This is a genomic window from Mesorhizobium sp. BE184 (assembly GCF_031457045.1).
Lineage (GTDB): Bacteria > Pseudomonadota > Alphaproteobacteria > Rhizobiales > Rhizobiaceae > Mesorhizobium.
Window position 1 is genome coordinate 1,144,413 of record NZ_JAVDVU010000001.1, and the last position, 15,268, is coordinate 1,159,680.

General features: G+C 60.8%; 19 protein-coding genes. 12 read left to right on the plus strand and 7 right to left on the minus strand.

Going from position 1 to position 15,268, the window contains the following annotated elements; genetic code table 11:
* Window positions 1–186 precede the first annotated feature (186 nt).
* From J2X35_RS05630 to J2X35_RS05645, 4 genes are all read left to right on the plus strand, one after another.
* A complete protein-coding gene (locus J2X35_RS05630) occupies window positions 187–1,182 on the plus strand; it encodes a glycoside hydrolase family 19 protein (protein WP_310182874.1) in 996 nt (331 codons plus the stop codon).
* Window positions 1,179–1,478 (plus strand): hypothetical protein, encoded by a 300-nt coding sequence (locus J2X35_RS05635; protein WP_310182877.1) that lies wholly within the window; start codon window positions 1,179–1,181, stop codon window positions 1,476–1,478. The genes J2X35_RS05630 and J2X35_RS05635 overlap by 4 nt, the downstream gene beginning before the upstream one ends.
* A gap of 119 nt (window positions 1,479–1,597) precedes the next feature.
* Entirely contained in the window at window positions 1,598–2,233 is a 636-nt protein-coding gene (locus tag J2X35_RS05640; RefSeq protein ID WP_310182879.1) for a hypothetical protein, read from the plus strand.
* A 33-nt stretch (window positions 2,234–2,266) separates the two neighbouring features.
* The gene (locus J2X35_RS05645) at window positions 2,267–2,563 is read left to right on the plus strand and encodes a hypothetical protein (protein WP_310182881.1); all 297 of its coding nucleotides are present in this window, start codon (window positions 2,267–2,269) and stop codon (window positions 2,561–2,563) included.
* On the opposite strand, the gene J2X35_RS05650 is transcribed toward J2X35_RS05645, so the two are convergent.
* The 3 genes from J2X35_RS05650 to J2X35_RS05660 form a co-directional block, all read right to left on the minus strand.
* On the minus strand, window positions 2,560–2,880 hold the full coding sequence (locus tag J2X35_RS05650) for a hypothetical protein (RefSeq protein ID WP_310182884.1): 321 nt from the start codon (window positions 2,878–2,880) through the stop codon (window positions 2,560–2,562). The two genes, J2X35_RS05645 and J2X35_RS05650, sit on opposite strands and share 4 nt — an antisense overlap.
* A gap of 97 nt (window positions 2,881–2,977) precedes the next feature.
* Window positions 2,978–3,259: a hypothetical protein gene (locus J2X35_RS05655; RefSeq protein ID WP_310182886.1), complete on the minus strand. Its 282-nt coding sequence runs from the start codon at window positions 3,257–3,259 to the stop codon at window positions 2,978–2,980.
* Window positions 3,259–3,474 carry a hypothetical protein gene (locus J2X35_RS05660; protein WP_310182887.1) on the minus strand — a complete coding sequence of 72 codons (216 nt, stop codon included), beginning with the start codon at window positions 3,472–3,474 and terminating at the stop codon, window positions 3,259–3,261. The genes J2X35_RS05655 and J2X35_RS05660 overlap by 1 nt, the downstream gene beginning before the upstream one ends.
* A gap of 495 nt (window positions 3,475–3,969) precedes the next feature.
* Here J2X35_RS05660 and J2X35_RS05665 point away from each other — a divergent pair, with 495 nt between their 5' ends.
* The 3 genes from J2X35_RS05665 (at window position 3,970) to J2X35_RS05675 (ending at window position 5,692) form a co-directional block, all read left to right on the plus strand.
* The gene (locus tag J2X35_RS05665; RefSeq protein WP_056109508.1) at window positions 3,970–4,560 is read left to right on the plus strand and encodes a hypothetical protein; all 591 of its coding nucleotides are present in this window, start codon (window positions 3,970–3,972) and stop codon (window positions 4,558–4,560) included.
* A complete protein-coding gene (locus J2X35_RS05670) occupies window positions 4,557–5,150 on the plus strand; it encodes a hypothetical protein (protein WP_056109511.1) in 594 nt (197 codons plus the stop codon). The genes J2X35_RS05665 and J2X35_RS05670 overlap by 4 nt, the downstream gene beginning before the upstream one ends.
* A 74-nt stretch (window positions 5,151–5,224) precedes the next feature.
* Complete coding sequence (locus J2X35_RS05675) at window positions 5,225–5,692, plus strand: hypothetical protein (RefSeq protein WP_156459780.1); 468 nt, start codon at window positions 5,225–5,227, stop codon at window positions 5,690–5,692.
* Here J2X35_RS05675 and J2X35_RS05680 read toward each other — a convergent pair.
* Both J2X35_RS05680 and J2X35_RS05685 read right to left on the minus strand, forming a co-directional pair.
* Entirely contained in the window at window positions 5,685–6,938 is a 1,254-nt protein-coding gene (locus tag J2X35_RS05680) for a hypothetical protein (RefSeq protein ID WP_244478817.1), read from the minus strand. The two genes, J2X35_RS05675 and J2X35_RS05680, sit on opposite strands and share 8 nt — an antisense overlap.
* 90 nt (window positions 6,939–7,028) lie before the next feature.
* Window positions 7,029–8,198 (minus strand): cystathionine beta-lyase, encoded by a 1,170-nt coding sequence (locus tag J2X35_RS05685; protein ID WP_056109516.1) that lies wholly within the window; start codon window positions 8,196–8,198, stop codon window positions 7,029–7,031.
* A gap of 398 nt (window positions 8,199–8,596) precedes the next feature.
* Here J2X35_RS05685 and J2X35_RS05690 point away from each other — a divergent pair, with 398 nt between their 5' ends.
* The 5 genes from J2X35_RS05690 to J2X35_RS05710 all read left to right on the plus strand — a co-directional run bounded on the left by J2X35_RS05690 (window position 8,597) and on the right by J2X35_RS05710 (window position 13,700).
* Entirely contained in the window at window positions 8,597–9,628 is a 1,032-nt protein-coding gene (locus tag J2X35_RS05690; protein ID WP_056109518.1) for an amino acid ABC transporter substrate-binding protein, read from the plus strand.
* A gap of 98 nt (window positions 9,629–9,726) precedes the next feature.
* Complete coding sequence (locus J2X35_RS05695; RefSeq protein WP_056109521.1) at window positions 9,727–10,914, plus strand: amino acid ABC transporter permease; 1,188 nt, start codon at window positions 9,727–9,729, stop codon at window positions 10,912–10,914.
* 3 nt (window positions 10,915–10,917) lie between these two features.
* Window positions 10,918–12,078, plus strand: a complete 1,161-nt coding sequence (locus tag J2X35_RS05700; RefSeq protein WP_056109523.1) for an amino acid ABC transporter permease — start codon at window positions 10,918–10,920, stop codon at window positions 12,076–12,078.
* Between the two features lie 16 nt (window positions 12,079–12,094).
* Entirely contained in the window at window positions 12,095–12,898 is an 804-nt protein-coding gene (locus J2X35_RS05705) for an amino acid ABC transporter ATP-binding protein (RefSeq protein WP_056109524.1), read from the plus strand.
* 130 nt (window positions 12,899–13,028) lie between these two features.
* Window positions 13,029–13,700 (plus strand): TIGR02117 family protein, encoded by a 672-nt coding sequence (locus J2X35_RS05710; protein WP_310182894.1) that lies wholly within the window; start codon window positions 13,029–13,031, stop codon window positions 13,698–13,700.
* Here J2X35_RS05710 and J2X35_RS05715 read toward each other — a convergent pair.
* Both J2X35_RS05715 and J2X35_RS05720 read right to left on the minus strand, forming a co-directional pair.
* Window positions 13,691–14,914: an FAD-dependent monooxygenase gene (locus J2X35_RS05715; protein ID WP_310182899.1), complete on the minus strand. Its 1,224-nt coding sequence runs from the start codon at window positions 14,912–14,914 to the stop codon at window positions 13,691–13,693. The two genes, J2X35_RS05710 and J2X35_RS05715, sit on opposite strands and share 10 nt — an antisense overlap.
* Before the next feature lie 9 nt (window positions 14,915–14,923).
* On the minus strand, window positions 14,924–15,169 hold the full coding sequence (locus J2X35_RS05720; RefSeq protein ID WP_310182900.1) for a zinc-finger domain-containing protein: 246 nt from the start codon (window positions 15,167–15,169) through the stop codon (window positions 14,924–14,926).
* Window positions 15,170–15,268 lie beyond the last annotated feature (99 nt).

Genomic DNA, 15,268 nt, shown 5'->3' on the forward strand with positions numbered 1-15,268 from the left:
GGCCAGATGGGGTTGGTGCGTTAGGGTTCGGCGCGTCCAGGCAAGCCTAGGATTGGGGCGGTTCTTCGGAGCCGCCCTTTACTTTGCACCACCGCCGCTCCCAACAGCATCCCGCGCTTACCCGGTCCCCACGGATCGTAATCCTCGCCCATAGGGGCAGTCCACCACATCTCGAAAGGAAATCCAATGACGAACGTGCCTCCGGGTGCGCCGCTTTCGCTCGCGCTCGTCCAGAAGATCGTCGGGAAAAAACTGACGGCCAAGCAGAAGGCGAACGCCGATAGCATGGTGACGGCTGTCAACACCTATAGCGACACGCTGGACCTTTACCAGCCGCACCGGCTTGCCCAGTACCTGGCGCAGCTCCTTCACGAAAGCGGATCATTCAACTTCGACCGCGAGCTATGGGGACCGACTGCGGCCCAAAAGCGCTATGAAGGGCGCAAGGACCTCGGCAACACGGTCAAGGGCGACGGGTCCAAGTACCGGGGCAGGGGACCGATCCAGATCACCGGACGGGCGAACTATCGCGAATTTACCAAATGGGCGCGCAAGATTGCGTCGAACGCTCCCGACTTCGAAGCCAATCCCGACGCTGTGAACACAGATCCGTGGGAGGGCCTTGGCCCCATCTGGTATTGGGACACGCACGATCTCAACCGCTACGCCGACCAGGGTGACATTGAGACGATCACCAAGAAGATCAACGGCGGCCTGAACGGCTTCGATGATCGCGTGAACTGGTATGCCCGCTCGGCACTTGCCTTGCTGGGCCTCGATCCGGGCGACCTCAAGGCGTTCCAGAAGAAGGCCAAGGAAGCGGTTGACGGCGTTCCGGGTCCTCGCACCCGCGCCGCTCTCCATCGCGCTCTGGTGGACCTGACAGCGCCCGTTCTGCAAGCACCGGAAGTGCAGGCCGCGCCTGTCGTGGTCGAGACGGAAAAGCAGGTTGTTCCGAAGAAGGTTGAAACCGAAGTCAAACAGAAAACCAACTGGCTGACCTACATCTTCGGAACAGGCGGCTTAGGCGCCGGCCTCGTCGCATTCCTGCGCGATGCGGATTGGCAGACCATCGGCATGATTATCGCTGGTGGGGTCGTTGCTGGCGGGCTTTCGCTCGCGGCCGGCATCTGGATCGTCCGGCGCATCAAGGCTATTCGCAAGGAATGGGAGACAGCATGATGCTGGCCGCAGCCCTCGCCTTCATCCCTACGTGGCTTAAACTGGCTGTGGCGGGCCTCGCAGGGGCCGCGCTGCTCTCTTATGGCTCCTACATCGTCGGCAAGCGCGAAGGCCGTCAGGACGCGGCTGTGGCCGCGCTGGAGCTATCCGTCAAAACCCTCAGAGACAGGAACGAAATCGATGACCAAGTTACTGCTGCCGATGCTGCTCAGTTGTGTGCTGATTTCGGGCTGTCAGACAGCGACAAGGCAGAGTGTGTGCGACGGCTGGTCGAAGCTTCGACCGAGCCTCGATAGCTCCGTCTACATTCTCAAGAACGACCGCGCCTTTTCCAATCAGGTCGCGGCCCACAACAGGTTCGGCGCTTCGCAAAAGTGCTGGGCTAAATAGCATCGCATAGGGGCATTGGGGCGAAATGGCGGATGACGACATGGCAAACGGTAACGATGTGGCACGGCAGTATCTCGACGCCGCCCACGCGCAGCTTGGCGAGCGCGTCACGAACCTGGGGCGACGACAGACCGATCTTGAATCGGAGATGCGATCAGGATTCAAGCAGATCGAAAATTCATTCGCCAGTTTCTCGAATGAAACCCGGAACTCCATCGCGGCCCTTTCATCGACATTGGCTGAGAGAAACAAGCCGCAATGGCAAGCGCTGTCCGTCATGCTCGCGGCGGTCGTTGCAATCGGCGGACTGGCCTATATGCCGATTCGTGAGGCCACCAACGATCTGAAAACCTCGGTCGGTTCCCTGTCGGAAAAGATCGTGACCCGGCAGGAAATGGACTGGCGCGCGCAACGCGGCGTTGAAGATCGGACGAGGACTGACGCGGCGGTCTCCGATCTTCGCCTCAGCGCCGTCACCCGCAACGAATGGTCGGAACGAAACCGGGCAAGGGATCAGGAGGTTCTGGACCTGAATCGCCGTGTCGATGAACTGAGGCAGGACGTAGGGTCGGTCTACGGCACTCGCGATGTCATCATAGACCTTAAGAAGGATGTAGAGACATTGCGGCAGCGCATCGCAGCCAATCGTTCTGACGGCTAGACTCAACATCGCGCCTCGTCCTATCCTCTCCCCATGTCCGACCGCCAATATCCATTCTCCGTCGATACCCTCGGCAAAATGAAGGAGATGGGTTCAACCCTCTCCATCAACTGCCACGTCTGCAACAAGCATTCCATGCTGGACATGGATAAGCTGATCGAGCGTTTTGGCGCGGATCATAGCTGCATGGCCCCGGCACTTCGTCCACATTTCTATTGCCGTGACTGTCAGAGTGCAGGCCGCAAGGATCGGGATTTTACCTTCATCCATCACACTTCTGGCGGGCACAATATTCGCAGCAACGCCTATGCGAAGGCCAAGGGCGTCTAGCCGCGCGCCCTCTTGCCGTAAATCTCTCGCAGGGTATACCCCTTGTCCCATTCGGCGGCGCACTGATCGACGGTCTTCGTGCAATCGGCAAGCCACATGTTGAGAGCCTTGTCGTAATTGGCTCGATCATGCCTTGGCTCTCCGCTGATGATGGAGAGGAATGTCGCAAAGACAAAGCACGCGACGAGAACCAACGCTAGCCACGGGCTTGTGAAGCCGAACAGTGTAGGCCAAGAACCTCTAGCTTGGGCAGCGTCGAGCGCGGCCTTCTGCGCCTGAAACTCCAATTGCGTGTCGGTCAGCAATCTCGATTGCATTTTCGCTCCTTACAGCGCTGCTATTATAGTCGAAAACGCAAAAACCACCATCATCCCGATACCATAGATCAGGGCCAGAGTGAGTATGCGGCGAGCGTCAGGGCGAAGGCGCATCTGTCAGCATCCGTGAAACCTCACGGCCCGGTTTCATTTCATTCCAGCGCCACCACTGCCACCAGCGTGGTCTTTGATAGCCCATGCTCTTGAGTGTGTCGGCAGTGGCGCGGTCACAATCTTCCTTGGTGAAATACCACCGCGCTTGGAATGAAGTCGTCACGCCAGGAGATGGGTGCCACGTAAATCCAGCAGAATAGATAGTGCCGTATTTATCTAACAAATCGCGATAATCTACGTCCGGTTGCACCTCGACACTACCCATCATTCCTCTCCCTGCTGGCGGATGGCGGCGGGTCTAGTTTCGTGGAACGGTTTCCATAGGTCTTTAGACGAGAACCATAGCGCAGTTTCGGTTCCATCTTCATGCTGAAATGAAAGAAACCATTTGTTGCCGTCCATGTGTTCCAGGTGCGCGCCTCGCGTTGAGACAATCTCATCCAGCCGACCGTTTTTCCATTCAACTCGGTCTTGGGTCATCCCTCTATCTCCTTAGAGTGGGGCGCGGGCGGACGCCATTCTGTAGGCGGATCGGCGTCCTTGCTCCACCATCCCGGTACAGACCTGCATACGGCCAGCAATCGGGTTTCCCAGCGTCGTTTTCGAACACTCCACCAGAACGGGACAACGTACTCGATCTCACCATTCCGCAGAAAGACAAGGCTCCCATCCTTCGGCGCTGTCGCTATATCCTGCCAGTCTGACATTTGCCTTCTCCTTAGAACCAAGGGTGGGACCACTGTGCAAAATCCTCCAATTGAATCAATGGGCCTCTATTTGGTCGCACCCGACCATAAGATACTGTAAACTCCCAAATCTTCGAGAACTGCCGGGATCGCCATTTCTCTCGTTCAGCGGCCATGCCGTAGATGCGAGAGCTGCGCAGCGAAGCTTTTTCGGATGTGACGAAACGTGATCGAACAACTTCTGTTAAGAGGTTGTAACGACAAGCATTTCATTGCGTGATGCTACGACATGACTGACGAGCGCCAATCCACCCTGCGAAACCGCCTGCTGGCCCTCCTTATCGCCGGTATTGGCGGCCTTGCAGCCACAGCAATTTCATTCGGGATGGCCGTCTATGCCGCCGCCAATCCGGAGCCCGTGCCGGTGGTCGCGCCGGGCAAGGCGATCGACACCGGCCGCTGGATCATCACGCCCGAGCGCGCCTATTCCGGCAACACCCCGCCGACCGGTATCCCGTCGCCCGATCCCAGGACCTATGTGATGCTCGAATTCGATCTGGAGAATCGCTCCGCCGTCTCGAGTTATGCATCGACGAACCTGATCTCGCTCGATCCGCCCATACCCGGCTTGAAAAATCCGGTTGTGCATCTTGCGCGCGATTCCTGGATCGCCAGTCCGGTTCACCCCGGCATGCCGGAAAAGATGGTCATCGCCTGGGAGTGGCCGGCGGGGCTGTCCGTGCCTCGGGCTTTGCGCGTGCTCGTCGGCGGCCAGTTCTACAAGCGTCGCGACAATCTCTATGGCGCTTCCAGCTGGTTCAATGGCGACACGGTGGCTGTGGTGGAACTGCCGGTGACGGCGGAGCAGCGGCCGCAATGAACGGCGCTGTCCGCAGCCTGACAGCCGTGATCGTGGCCGCGGGCGTTCTTTACGCCATGCAGCGCTCCACGCCACTCTACAGCGATATCACCTCGCCGGTGCCCGTCGCCGGCAGGCAGGGCGAACGGGTCGACACCAGCGCCTTCGCCATCGGCATCGCCAAGGTGTATCTGGCGCGGAGCATTACATTCCCCAGTCTCAGCCGGACGCAGCACTATGCGACGTCCGGCGTATGGGTGGTCGTCGAATCCGCGGTCGAGGCGAAGAACGAAAGCCTTGGCCTCACATCGGCTGAGTGGCTTGGCCCGGATGGTCTGCGCTATCGCTACAGCCAGCGCCTGACCAACGTGCCGGGAATGCCGGGCAACGAGCAGTTCGAGCCCGGTATCCCGCGCCCGATGCTGATGATCTTCGAGGTTCCTGAAAGCCAGATCGCCGGCGCCAGGCTGCTGGTGGCGCGATCTCCCTATGCACCTCTGGCGGAGGAGGCCTGGATCGACATGGCCGCGCTTTCGACAGACGACATCCATCCATCGATCACGCTCAGCCGGGGTGGCCAGCAGATGCCCTGGATACTCAAGGTCGAATGATGGACGTGTCTGCGAACCCGCACCCACGCAAATCCTATTGGCTGAGCCTCGCGGCGCTGGCCGTGGTCCTGCCGGTGGCCATCGTCGTCCACTCGCAGGGCGAACTCATCCAGTGGCTGCGCGCGGCTTTCCGCTCTCCCACAACCGTGGAAAAAGGCGCATCGCAGTCCTATGCCGGAGCCGATTGGCGACTGACCGGCTTGGCTCGGTTGCCCGGCGCTCTGCCCGGAACCACGGTCGTGCTGGCCGAATATGAAGCCGCCGTCGAAGACGAAGCGCGCCTGCGTGACAGCTTCCCTTGCAAGCTCGCGCTTGTCGACGACCGCGGCCGCCGCTGGAAAGGCACGTTCATGGTCGATCCCGTCGTGCGCAAGATGCGTCCTGATGCGGCGCAAAAACCTCATTGCGGCACAGCCGAGGCCAGTCGCAAAGGCGACACCATCCGGATGGCGGAAAGTTTCGTGATTCCCCAGGACGCCGACGGCTTGATGCTGTCGCTGGCGCTATACGGCGGAATGCCCGATTCGCTTCTTCTCAAATAGCTGCCGCCCGACGCTCCGTCTGGCGCTGCGTGTCGGTCGATACAGCATATTCAAGCACGGCGGCGAGCAGGGCGATCCTGACTGCGTCGAACAATATGCCGCCGTCCAGATCGCTCGGGCTGCCGATGAACACCGCCATGACGCCTGCGATGACATTCCAGGTGTCGAGGTCGAACGGCCCGATGGTCCGGGTCGCGGCGTACCACAGCCATGCTCCGAACCAATTGATCGCACGGTAGGCGACGACAAAGGTGAGCAAGGTCGCCAGACCCGTGCCGAGCGTCAGCTTGAGACATCTCCAGACCGGACTGTAGCGTGATCGGTAGCCGCCGATGAAATGCGCGGCAAAATCGTGCAGCCATTTGCGCCAGCTCGATCCGGCGGACGGAACAGGCGGCGTTGCCGCCGATGGTTTCGCCGACAGATCATAGCCGTTGATGATCGCCGCCATCACCAGCCAGATGAGCGGCAGCAGGGCGTAGAAGAACAGGCTTTGCAACTGGGTGGACAGTGCGGGTTGGATGAATTCGACCGGCGTGAAGCCATCGGCCGCATAGGCGGCGATCGACAGGCTCGCGCCTTGCTCCCCGCCCGTATCCAGGACCGCGGCGGCGCCGATCCAGGCGATGAAGGCATTCTTCCATTCGTTGATCGCGTAGAGCGTGATGAACACCCAGCTCGCATCGGCGGCAACGGTCAGAAGCCGCCACCATGGCTGTTGCGAACGCTTGCTCATGCGTTTCGAAACCCAGCGGACAGCCCAGCAGGCCAGGATGGACGCGATGAGCCCGGTGGATTCCAGCAGGTCGAAGACCTTCAGCTTCTCACCGAGCTGCATCCGCTCCAGAGCAAGCCGGGAGTATTCCCGCACCGTATCGCCGAGGAAGCCCCAGGCGGCGTAGTAGGCGAAGAAGGGCAGGATCACAGCCGCCGTGACGGCCAGCATTCGGTCGCTGCTCTTCTGGTCTTTCTCGGCAATGGCGCCGCCCGCTTGCCGCCGCAGCGCCGCCAGGGCTGGCAGGCCTGGCTGAAGCGCGGCGAACATGGCCACCACGACCAGCAGCTTCGCCAGCACCACCGAAGACAACACGATCATGCCGCCGACAGGATTGCGCACGCCGACAAAGAGCGCGGCCTCCAGAAGAAGATCGCGAACGATGTAGCCCGCTGCCCCGATGAGCAGCAGCTGCGGCCAGAAGCGAGCGAGGAGGGTGGCGGTCAGCCGAAGCGGCCGAAGCATGTCCATGATCGTCGACATGGTGTGAGACTAACGGGTAGAGCCCGGCATCTCAACACGCTTTCAGGCAGGACACATGGATTTGCCGCTGCAGATGTTTCAAACAGCCGCCGCCGCGGCCAACCCGGCTGTCAGATCGACCTTCAGGTCCTCGACATTCTCCAGCCCGATCTGCAACCTCAGAACCGGTCCGGCATAATTCCCCTTGGCGATGGTGCGGTCGGCGAGGCTGACATGCACTGCCAGGCTTTCAAAACCTCCCCATGAGTAACCAAGACCGAAAATCTTCAGCGCATCGAGGAAGGCATGCGCCTGCTTCACGCTGCCGCCGTCCAGCACGATCGAGAATATCCCGCTGGAGCCGGAGAAATCGCGCTTCCAGAGCGCATGATCCGGGTGGCTCGGCAGCGCCGGATGCAGCACCTGCGCCACGCCCGACTGCGTTTCCAGCCAGCCAGCAATTTCCAGCGTACTCCTTTGGTGATGCTCAAGCCGCACGCCCATGGTGCGCAGGCCGCGCAGCACCTGGTAGACGTCGTCCGGCCCCGAGCAGCACCCCAGCATGAAGAAGGAATCACTGAGTTGCTTCCAGCATCGTTCATTGGCCGACACCGTACCCAGCAGCACGTCGGAATGGCCCGCCGGGTATTTCGTCGCGGCATGAATCGAAACATCGACGCCGAAATCGAGCGGCTTGAAATAAAGCGGTGTCGCCCAGGTATTGTCCATCATAACGATGGCGCCGTGCTCGTGTGCGGCCTTCGATATGGCTGGGATGTCCTGGACTTCGAACGTGTTGGAGGCTGGCGATTCGGTGAAGACGATTTTTGTGTTCGGTCTCAGCAGGGCGGCGATTCCAGAGCCGATTCGCGGATCGTAATATTCCACCTCGACGCCGAGCCGCTTCAGCATCGTGTCGGCGAAACTGCGCGTCGGATTGTAGACCGAATCGACGATCAGGAGATGCGAGCCGGCCTCGGCAAACGCCAGCAGAGGAATGGTGACGGCCGCCAGCCCGGAGGGCACGATGATCGTGCCTGCCGAACCTTCGAGTTCGTCGATGGCCTGCGCCAGCGCGTCGGTCGTCGGTGTCCCGCGCGTGCCGTAAGTATATTTCTGCTTGCGCGCCACCATCGTCGCGGCATCGGGATAAAGCACAGTCGATGCATGGACGACGGGCGGATTGACGAACCCGTGATAATCGCGCGGATTGTTCCCGCTGTGGGCGAGACGCGTGTTGATGCCCCACAGGGCCTTGTCTTTCGTCATATGCCTGCTGCCTGACGTTGGTGGCTAAGCCATAATGCGACGTCGGCACAGGCGCAACATCCTCCGCTTGCAGCCAGGAGCGCAAATGCTGGACCAGATTGTTGCAGGACATTGGCGAGCCCGAAACTGCATCTAATCCGCGCTTTGGATCAGCTAATTTCTGAGACAAATGACCTTATTTGAGGCGATTAAGGGTCCACAATTCCAAACCTTTGTCCATTTGGTCATTTTCCTTGACCTAACAGGAATAATCGCCTTCGATGCAGTTTGTGAACGGGAACGCAGCCCGCATAGAGGCTGGCCACGTCGCGCTTCGGAAGTGGGCTGGAGCGGCTCAGCTGCGCTGAAACAAAAATGACCGGGCCATGCCCCGGACAACAGAAAAGGGTTTGTGGGTTATGAAACACATTGCAATCAGCGTTTTGGGAGCGGCGGCTGCGATCGGGCTGATGGCCTCGGCCGCCTCGGCCGACACCTTGAGCGACGTGAAGGCCAAGGGCTTCGTCCAGTGCGGCGTCAATACCGGCCTGGCCGGCTTCTCCGCCCCGAACGACAAGGGCGAATGGACCGGCATCGACGTGGACTTCTGCCGCGCGGTGGCCGCCGCGGTGTTCGGCGACGGCACCAAGGTGAAGTTCACCGGCCTGAGCGCCAAGGATCGCTTTACCGCCCTGCAGTCGGGCGAGATCGACATTCTGTCGCGCAACACCACCTGGACGATCAACCGCGATACCGCGCTCGGCCTGAACTTCGCCGGCGTTACCTATTATGACGGCCAGGGCTTCATGATCAATTCCAAGAAGCTGCCGGGCGTCAACTCGGCTCTGCAGCTCTCGGGCGCGGCTATCTGCGTGCAGTCCGGAACGACCACCGAGCTCAATCTCGCCGACTACTTCAAGGCGAACAAGATGGAGTACAACCCGGTCGTGTTCGAGAAGTTCGAGGAGGCCAACGCTGCGTATGACGCAGGCCGTTGCGACGCCTACACCACCGACCAGTCCGGCCTCTACGCGGTGCGCCTGCAGATGAGCTCGCCGAACGACCACGTCGTGCTGCCGGAGATCATCTCCAAGGAGCCGCTCGGCCCGTCGGTCCGCCAGGGCGACGACAAGTGGCTCGACATCGTCAAATGGACTTACTTTGCGTTGCTCAACGCCGAGGAAGCTGGCGTGACCCAGGCCAATGTCGATGAGATGAAGAACTCCGACAATCCCGATATCAAGCGCCTGCTTGGCTCAGAGGCAGAGACCAAAATCGGCACCGACCTCGGCGTATCGAATGATTGGGTTGTCAATATCGTAAAGGCTACAGGCAATTACGGCGAGATCTTCGAGCGTAATGTCGGGCAGGGTAGCCCACTCAAGATCGCGCGCGGCATCAACGCGCTGTGGACCAAGGGCGGCTTGCAATACGGCATGCCCATCCGCTGATCGGCCAATGGGCCGGGGCAAACGCCCTGGCCCATTCACTTCGTCCGGCACGCAAACAATAAAGATCAGGCGGCCGGGCCGACAGGAAGGGGAACCCTGTGGCGCAAGAAGTTTATCACGAAGCGGAGCCGGCCAAGGCGTCGCTGCTCTACGATCCGAAAGTTCGCGGCATCGCCTTCCAGGTGATCCTGATCGCGCTGCTCGTGCTTGGCATATGGTGGATCGTCGACAACACCATCGTGAATTTGCGGCGCTCCAATATCTCGACCGGCTTCGGCTTCCTGCGCGGACGCTCCGGTTTCGACATTTCCGATCGGATGATCGACTACGGCTCCGATTCGTCCTATGGCCGCGCTCTGGTCGTCGGCATACTGAATACGGCGGTGGTCGCGATTAGCGGCATCATCACCGCCACCATCGTCGGTTTTCTGGTCGGTGTCGGCCGCCTGTCCAACAACTGGCTGATCCGCAAGCTGGCGATGGTCTATGTCGAGGTCTTCCGCAACATTCCGCCGCTGCTCGTCATCCTGTTCTGGTACCAGGGCGTGCTGGCGCTGCTACCCAATGTGCGCGACAGCTTTGCTCTGCCGTTCGGCTCCTTCCTCAACAATCGAGGCTTCTATTTTCCGCGCTTCGTCTGGGGCGACGGCTCGTGGCTGATCCTCGCGGGGCTGCTGGCCGGAATACTGCTCTCCTGGTACGTCGCGCGCCGCGCCTATGCCCGTCAGATGGCCACCGGCCAGCGCTTTCCGGTATTCTGGACGTCGCTGGCGTTGATCGTCGGCATGCCGCTGCTTGGATACTTCCTCGGCGGATTGCCGGTATCCATGGACTTCCCCCAGAAGGGCACGTTCAATCTCACCGGTGGAACGAACGTCAAGCCGGAATTCCTGTCGCTGTTCCTGGCGCTGTCTTTCTATACGGCCTCCTTCATCGCCGAGATCGTGCGCGCTGGTATCGTCGGCGTGCCGAAGGGGCAGACTGAAGCCTATTCCGCGCTCGGGCTTCGTTCGGGACAGGGTCTTCGACTGGTGGTCATCCCGCAGGCGATGCGCATCATCATTCCGCCGCTGACCAGCCAGTATCTGAACCTGACCAAGAACTCCTCGCTCGCCGTCGCGATCGGCTATCCCGATCTCTATGCAATCGGCGGCACGATCCTCAACCAGACCGGTCAGGCGATCGAGGTCGTGGTCATATTCGGTATTGTCTACCTGGGTATCAGCATCTTCACTTCAGTGCTGATGAATTGGTTCAACACCAAGATGGCGTTGAAGGAAAGGTGAGCCATGCAGGAACATGACATGTCCTGGGTGCGCACCGAGATGACGCTTGCGCAGACCGCGCCCCGCTCGCAAGTCGGGCCGGGAGCCTGGATTCGTAGAAGCCTGTTTTCTACGCCGACGGATTCAGTGATGACCATCCTCGCCGCGCTCGTGGTTGCATGGGCGCTGCCGCAAATCCTCAACTGGCTTTTCTTCAGTGCGATATGGAGCGGCGCCGACCGCACCGCCTGCCTGACCACGGAACAGGGTGGACAACTGCCCGCGGGATGGTCCGGCGCCTGCTGGCCGTTCGTCACCAGCCGTTTCGGTCAATTCATGTTCGGGCGCTACCCGCTGGAAGAGCGCTGGCGTCCGATCCTGACAGGCATCATCTTCGTGGCGCTGATTGTGCCGCTGATGATTCCAAGAGCGCCATTCAAGCGATTGAACGCGATACTGTTTTTCGTGGTCTTCCCCTTTATCGCCTTTTTCCTTCTCGTTGGTGGCGCATTCGGGCTGCGCTTTGTCGAGACCCCTCTGTGGGGTGGCTTGCTGGTGACGCTGGTGATCTCCTATGTCGGCATCGTCACCTCGCTGCCGATCGGCATATTGCTGGCGCTGGGACGACGCTCGAAGATGCCGGCGGTGAAGCTCCTCTCGGTGGTCTTCATCGAGACGGTGCGCGGCGTACCGCTGGTCGTGGTGCTGTTCATGGCATCCTTCATGCTGCCTCTCTTCGTGCCGCCGGGCGTGACGTTCGACAAGCTGCTGCGGGCGCTGATCGGCGTGGCGCTGTTCTCGTCCGCCTACATGGCGGAGGTCATTCGCGGCGGCTTGCAGGCGATTCCGAAGGGCCAGTACGAAGGCGCGGATTCGCTCGGCCTCGGCTATTGGCAAAAGATGGGGCTGATCGTCATGCCGCAGGCGCTGACCCTGGTCATCCCCGGCATCGTCAACTCCTTCATCAGCCTCTTCAAGGACACGACGCTGGTGTTGATCATCTCGATGTTCGATCTGCTCGGCGTCGTGAAGCAGAACATATCCGGCGACCCGACTTGGGCGACGCCGCAGACCGCCAAGACCGGCTATGTCTTCGCCGCCGCGGTCTTTTGGATCTTCTGCTTCGGCATGTCGCGCTATTCGCAATACATGGAACGCCGGCTCGACACCGGCCACAAACGATAGGCAAGGAACCCGGTTCATGGCCACCGAGAACGCAGTCAGCGCCGAAGAGCTGAAAGTCAACGCCAACAAGATGCAGGTGTCCGACACCGACGTCGCCATCGACATCGTCGGGATGCACAAATGGTATGGCGAGTTCCACGTCCTCAAGGACATCAATTTGAGGGTCATGCGCGGCGAGCGCATCGTCATCTGCGGCCCGTCGGGTTCCGGCAAATCGACGATGATCCGCTGCATCAACCGCCTCGAGGAGCACCAGAAAGGCAAGATCATCGTCGATGGCAAGGAACTCACCAACGATCTGAAGAAGATCGACGAGGTGCGCCGCGAGGTCGGCATGGTGTTCCAGCACTTCAACCTGTTCCCGCATCTGACCATTCTGGAGAACTGCACGCTGGCGCCGATCTGGGTGCGCAAGGTTCCTAAGAAGCAGGCGGAAGAGGCCGCCATGCACTTCCTGACAAGGGTCAAAATCCCGGAACAGGCGCATAAATATCCCGGCCAGCTGTCCGGCGGCCAGCAGCAGCGCGTGGCGATCGCCCGCTCGCTGTGCATGAACCCGCGCATCATGCTGTTCGACGAACCGACATCCGCGCTCGACCCCGAGATGATCAAGGAAGTGCTGGAAACCATGGTCGGGCTGGCAGAAGAAGGCATGACCATGCTGTGCGTGACGCACGAGATGGGTTTTGCCCGCAAGGTCGCCAACCGCGTGATCTTCATGGATCAGGGTCAGATCGTCGAACAGAACACACCGGCCGAGTTCTTCGACCATCCCCGTCACGAACGCACCAAGCTGTTCCTGTCGCAAATTCTCCACTGACGCAGATGCAAGCTTGCGGTGAACCGATCCGGCCGCATCACGGCCGGATGTTGTTTTGCCGATACGCCGCGAAGCCGCCCCTATCCGATCCTGTTTTCGACTCTTCGCCGAACGCTGAGGCTCAAGGTTCGTGAGAGCATCCGGAATCGTGCGGTGGGCTGCGGTGACATCCTTTGCCATTGCCCTCGCAGTGGCGCTTGGAACGCTGGTGCCGCGGCCGTTCTGGCCGGCCAGGCCGCAGCAGCTTGCCAGCCATCGTATCCTTGTTCTCGCCAATCCGATCCATACCGACATAGCGATTCCAGTAGACGAGGCGCTGCTTCGGCGGTTCGCCTTCCTCAGAACCGCCGGCCTGCCGATCGATGCCGCCGGGGCCCGCCATATCGCCTTTGGCTGGGGCAGTCGTGCCTTTTACATTGCGACTCCGACATGGTCGCAGTTGAAGCTCACCCCGCTGCTCAAGGGGTTGACCCTCGATGTTTCGGTGATGCACGTTCAACTGACCGGCGAAATCTCGCAACAGCAACCGAACGTCATCGCCATCAACCTCGACGAGGCGAGCTTTCAGGCGCTTCTTGGTTTTATCGAAGCCAGTTTCCGGCAAGGAGCCAATGGACCGATTTCAATCGATGGCGCCGCATACAATGACTATGACGGCTTCTTCGAGGCCAATGGCCGGTTCACGGCGGTGATGGGTTGCAACACCTGGACGGCGGCGGCGTTGCGCGCCGCCGGCCTGCGCACCGGCTGGTGGACGCCGGTGCCGCCCTTGCTGGCGCTTTCCCTCAGGCTCTACAATTGATCGGTCGGCATCCTCCAGCCGTACAGCCAGTCCAGGTCGGCGGCGAGGCGCTGCGGAGACCGAAGGCCGAGCACGACGTTCCGCGCAAGCGCGACCGGCCCACCGGCATTCCAGGCCAGCTTGTTGAGCGCGCCGCGGCTCGTCACCCGCGCGATGCGGGGCCGGCGGAAGCGCTCCCATCCGTTCAGCCCGTCCGCCAATCCGCCATCCGGTACTTTCGAGACGAAGGCGGCAAGCGTCGCAGCGTCTTCGATGGCCATGGCCGCGCCTTGGGCTGCGAAAGGTGTCATGGCATGCGCCGCATCGCCGATCAGCGCCACGCTTTGCGATACCCAGGCTGGTTTCTGATCCACGATATGGACCGGCCAAACCGTCCATGGTCCTGCCAGTTCGATCATCGCCTTGAGACGAGCCGCCGCGCGCCGGACGGACGTTTGCAGCAGGGTGATATCGGCGTGACCCGACCAGGTTTCGCTTATCCGCACGCCTTTGGTGAAGGCGACGAGGTTGACCGCGCGCCCGGCGCGAACTGGATAGGCAACGAGGTGAAAGGTCGGGCTGAGGAATGTCGTCACGCATTCGGTCGGCGCAATGGCGGCGAAGGCTTTGCCGCCCGGGCTGTCGGTTTCGACCGTCGCCCGCCATGCCAGCTCGCCCGTAAAAGCCGCCGTTGCGTTAGCGCTGCCAAGGCTGCGGATTGCTGACCAGACGCCGTCGGCGCCGATCAGCAGCGAGGGATATTCTGTGGTAGTGTCGCCGTTCTTCGAGACGGCAACGGCAATGCCCGCGGCATGAGCGGTGCATCCGGTAACCCGTGCGCCGGTGATCAACTCCACGCCCGGCATTTGCCCGGCCCGTTGCACCAAAGCCGCCTGCAGATCGGCGCGATGCACGGCCAGATAAGGGGCGCCCCAGCGGCTATCGGCCATCTCACCGAGCGGTATCCGCGCCAGAAGCTTCAACGATGCGGCGTCCCTCAGCAGAACGGCCGGCGGCTGCACTGCATTCGGCAGCAGAAAATCGAGAACGCCCAGGGTCTTCAGGATATGCGTTGCGTTGGGGGAAAGCTGTATGCCGGCGCCAACCGCCTGCAATTGCTCTGCCTGCTCGAACAATCGCACCGGATAGCCGCGCAAGCCGAACGCTATGGCGGCTGTCAGGCCGGCAATGCCGGCTCCGGCAATGAGGATCGGCCGGGACCGCTGGTCCGGCATCGGGCCAGCTCAGGCGGCGCGGTCGACGTAGAGGCAACCCGCCGGCATGGTTTCCGTCGCCTTCAACCGGGGCGAATAGCGGTAGAGCGTCGAGCAATAGGAGCACACCGCCTCGGCCTCGTCGCCCATGTCGATGAAGATATGAGGGTGGTCGAACGGCGGATTGGCGCCGACGCACATGAATTCCTTGACGCCGATTTCGATGGCCGCATGCCCGGCATCGTTCTGGAAATGGGGAATGGAACCGCCGGCCATGGTCGTCTCCGTCTGAATTCGCTCCGATATGCAGCGTTTGGAGCATATCCTCTTTCTTTGCAAGGTCGATGAAATGAAACTGTCGCAAATCCCTGCCAG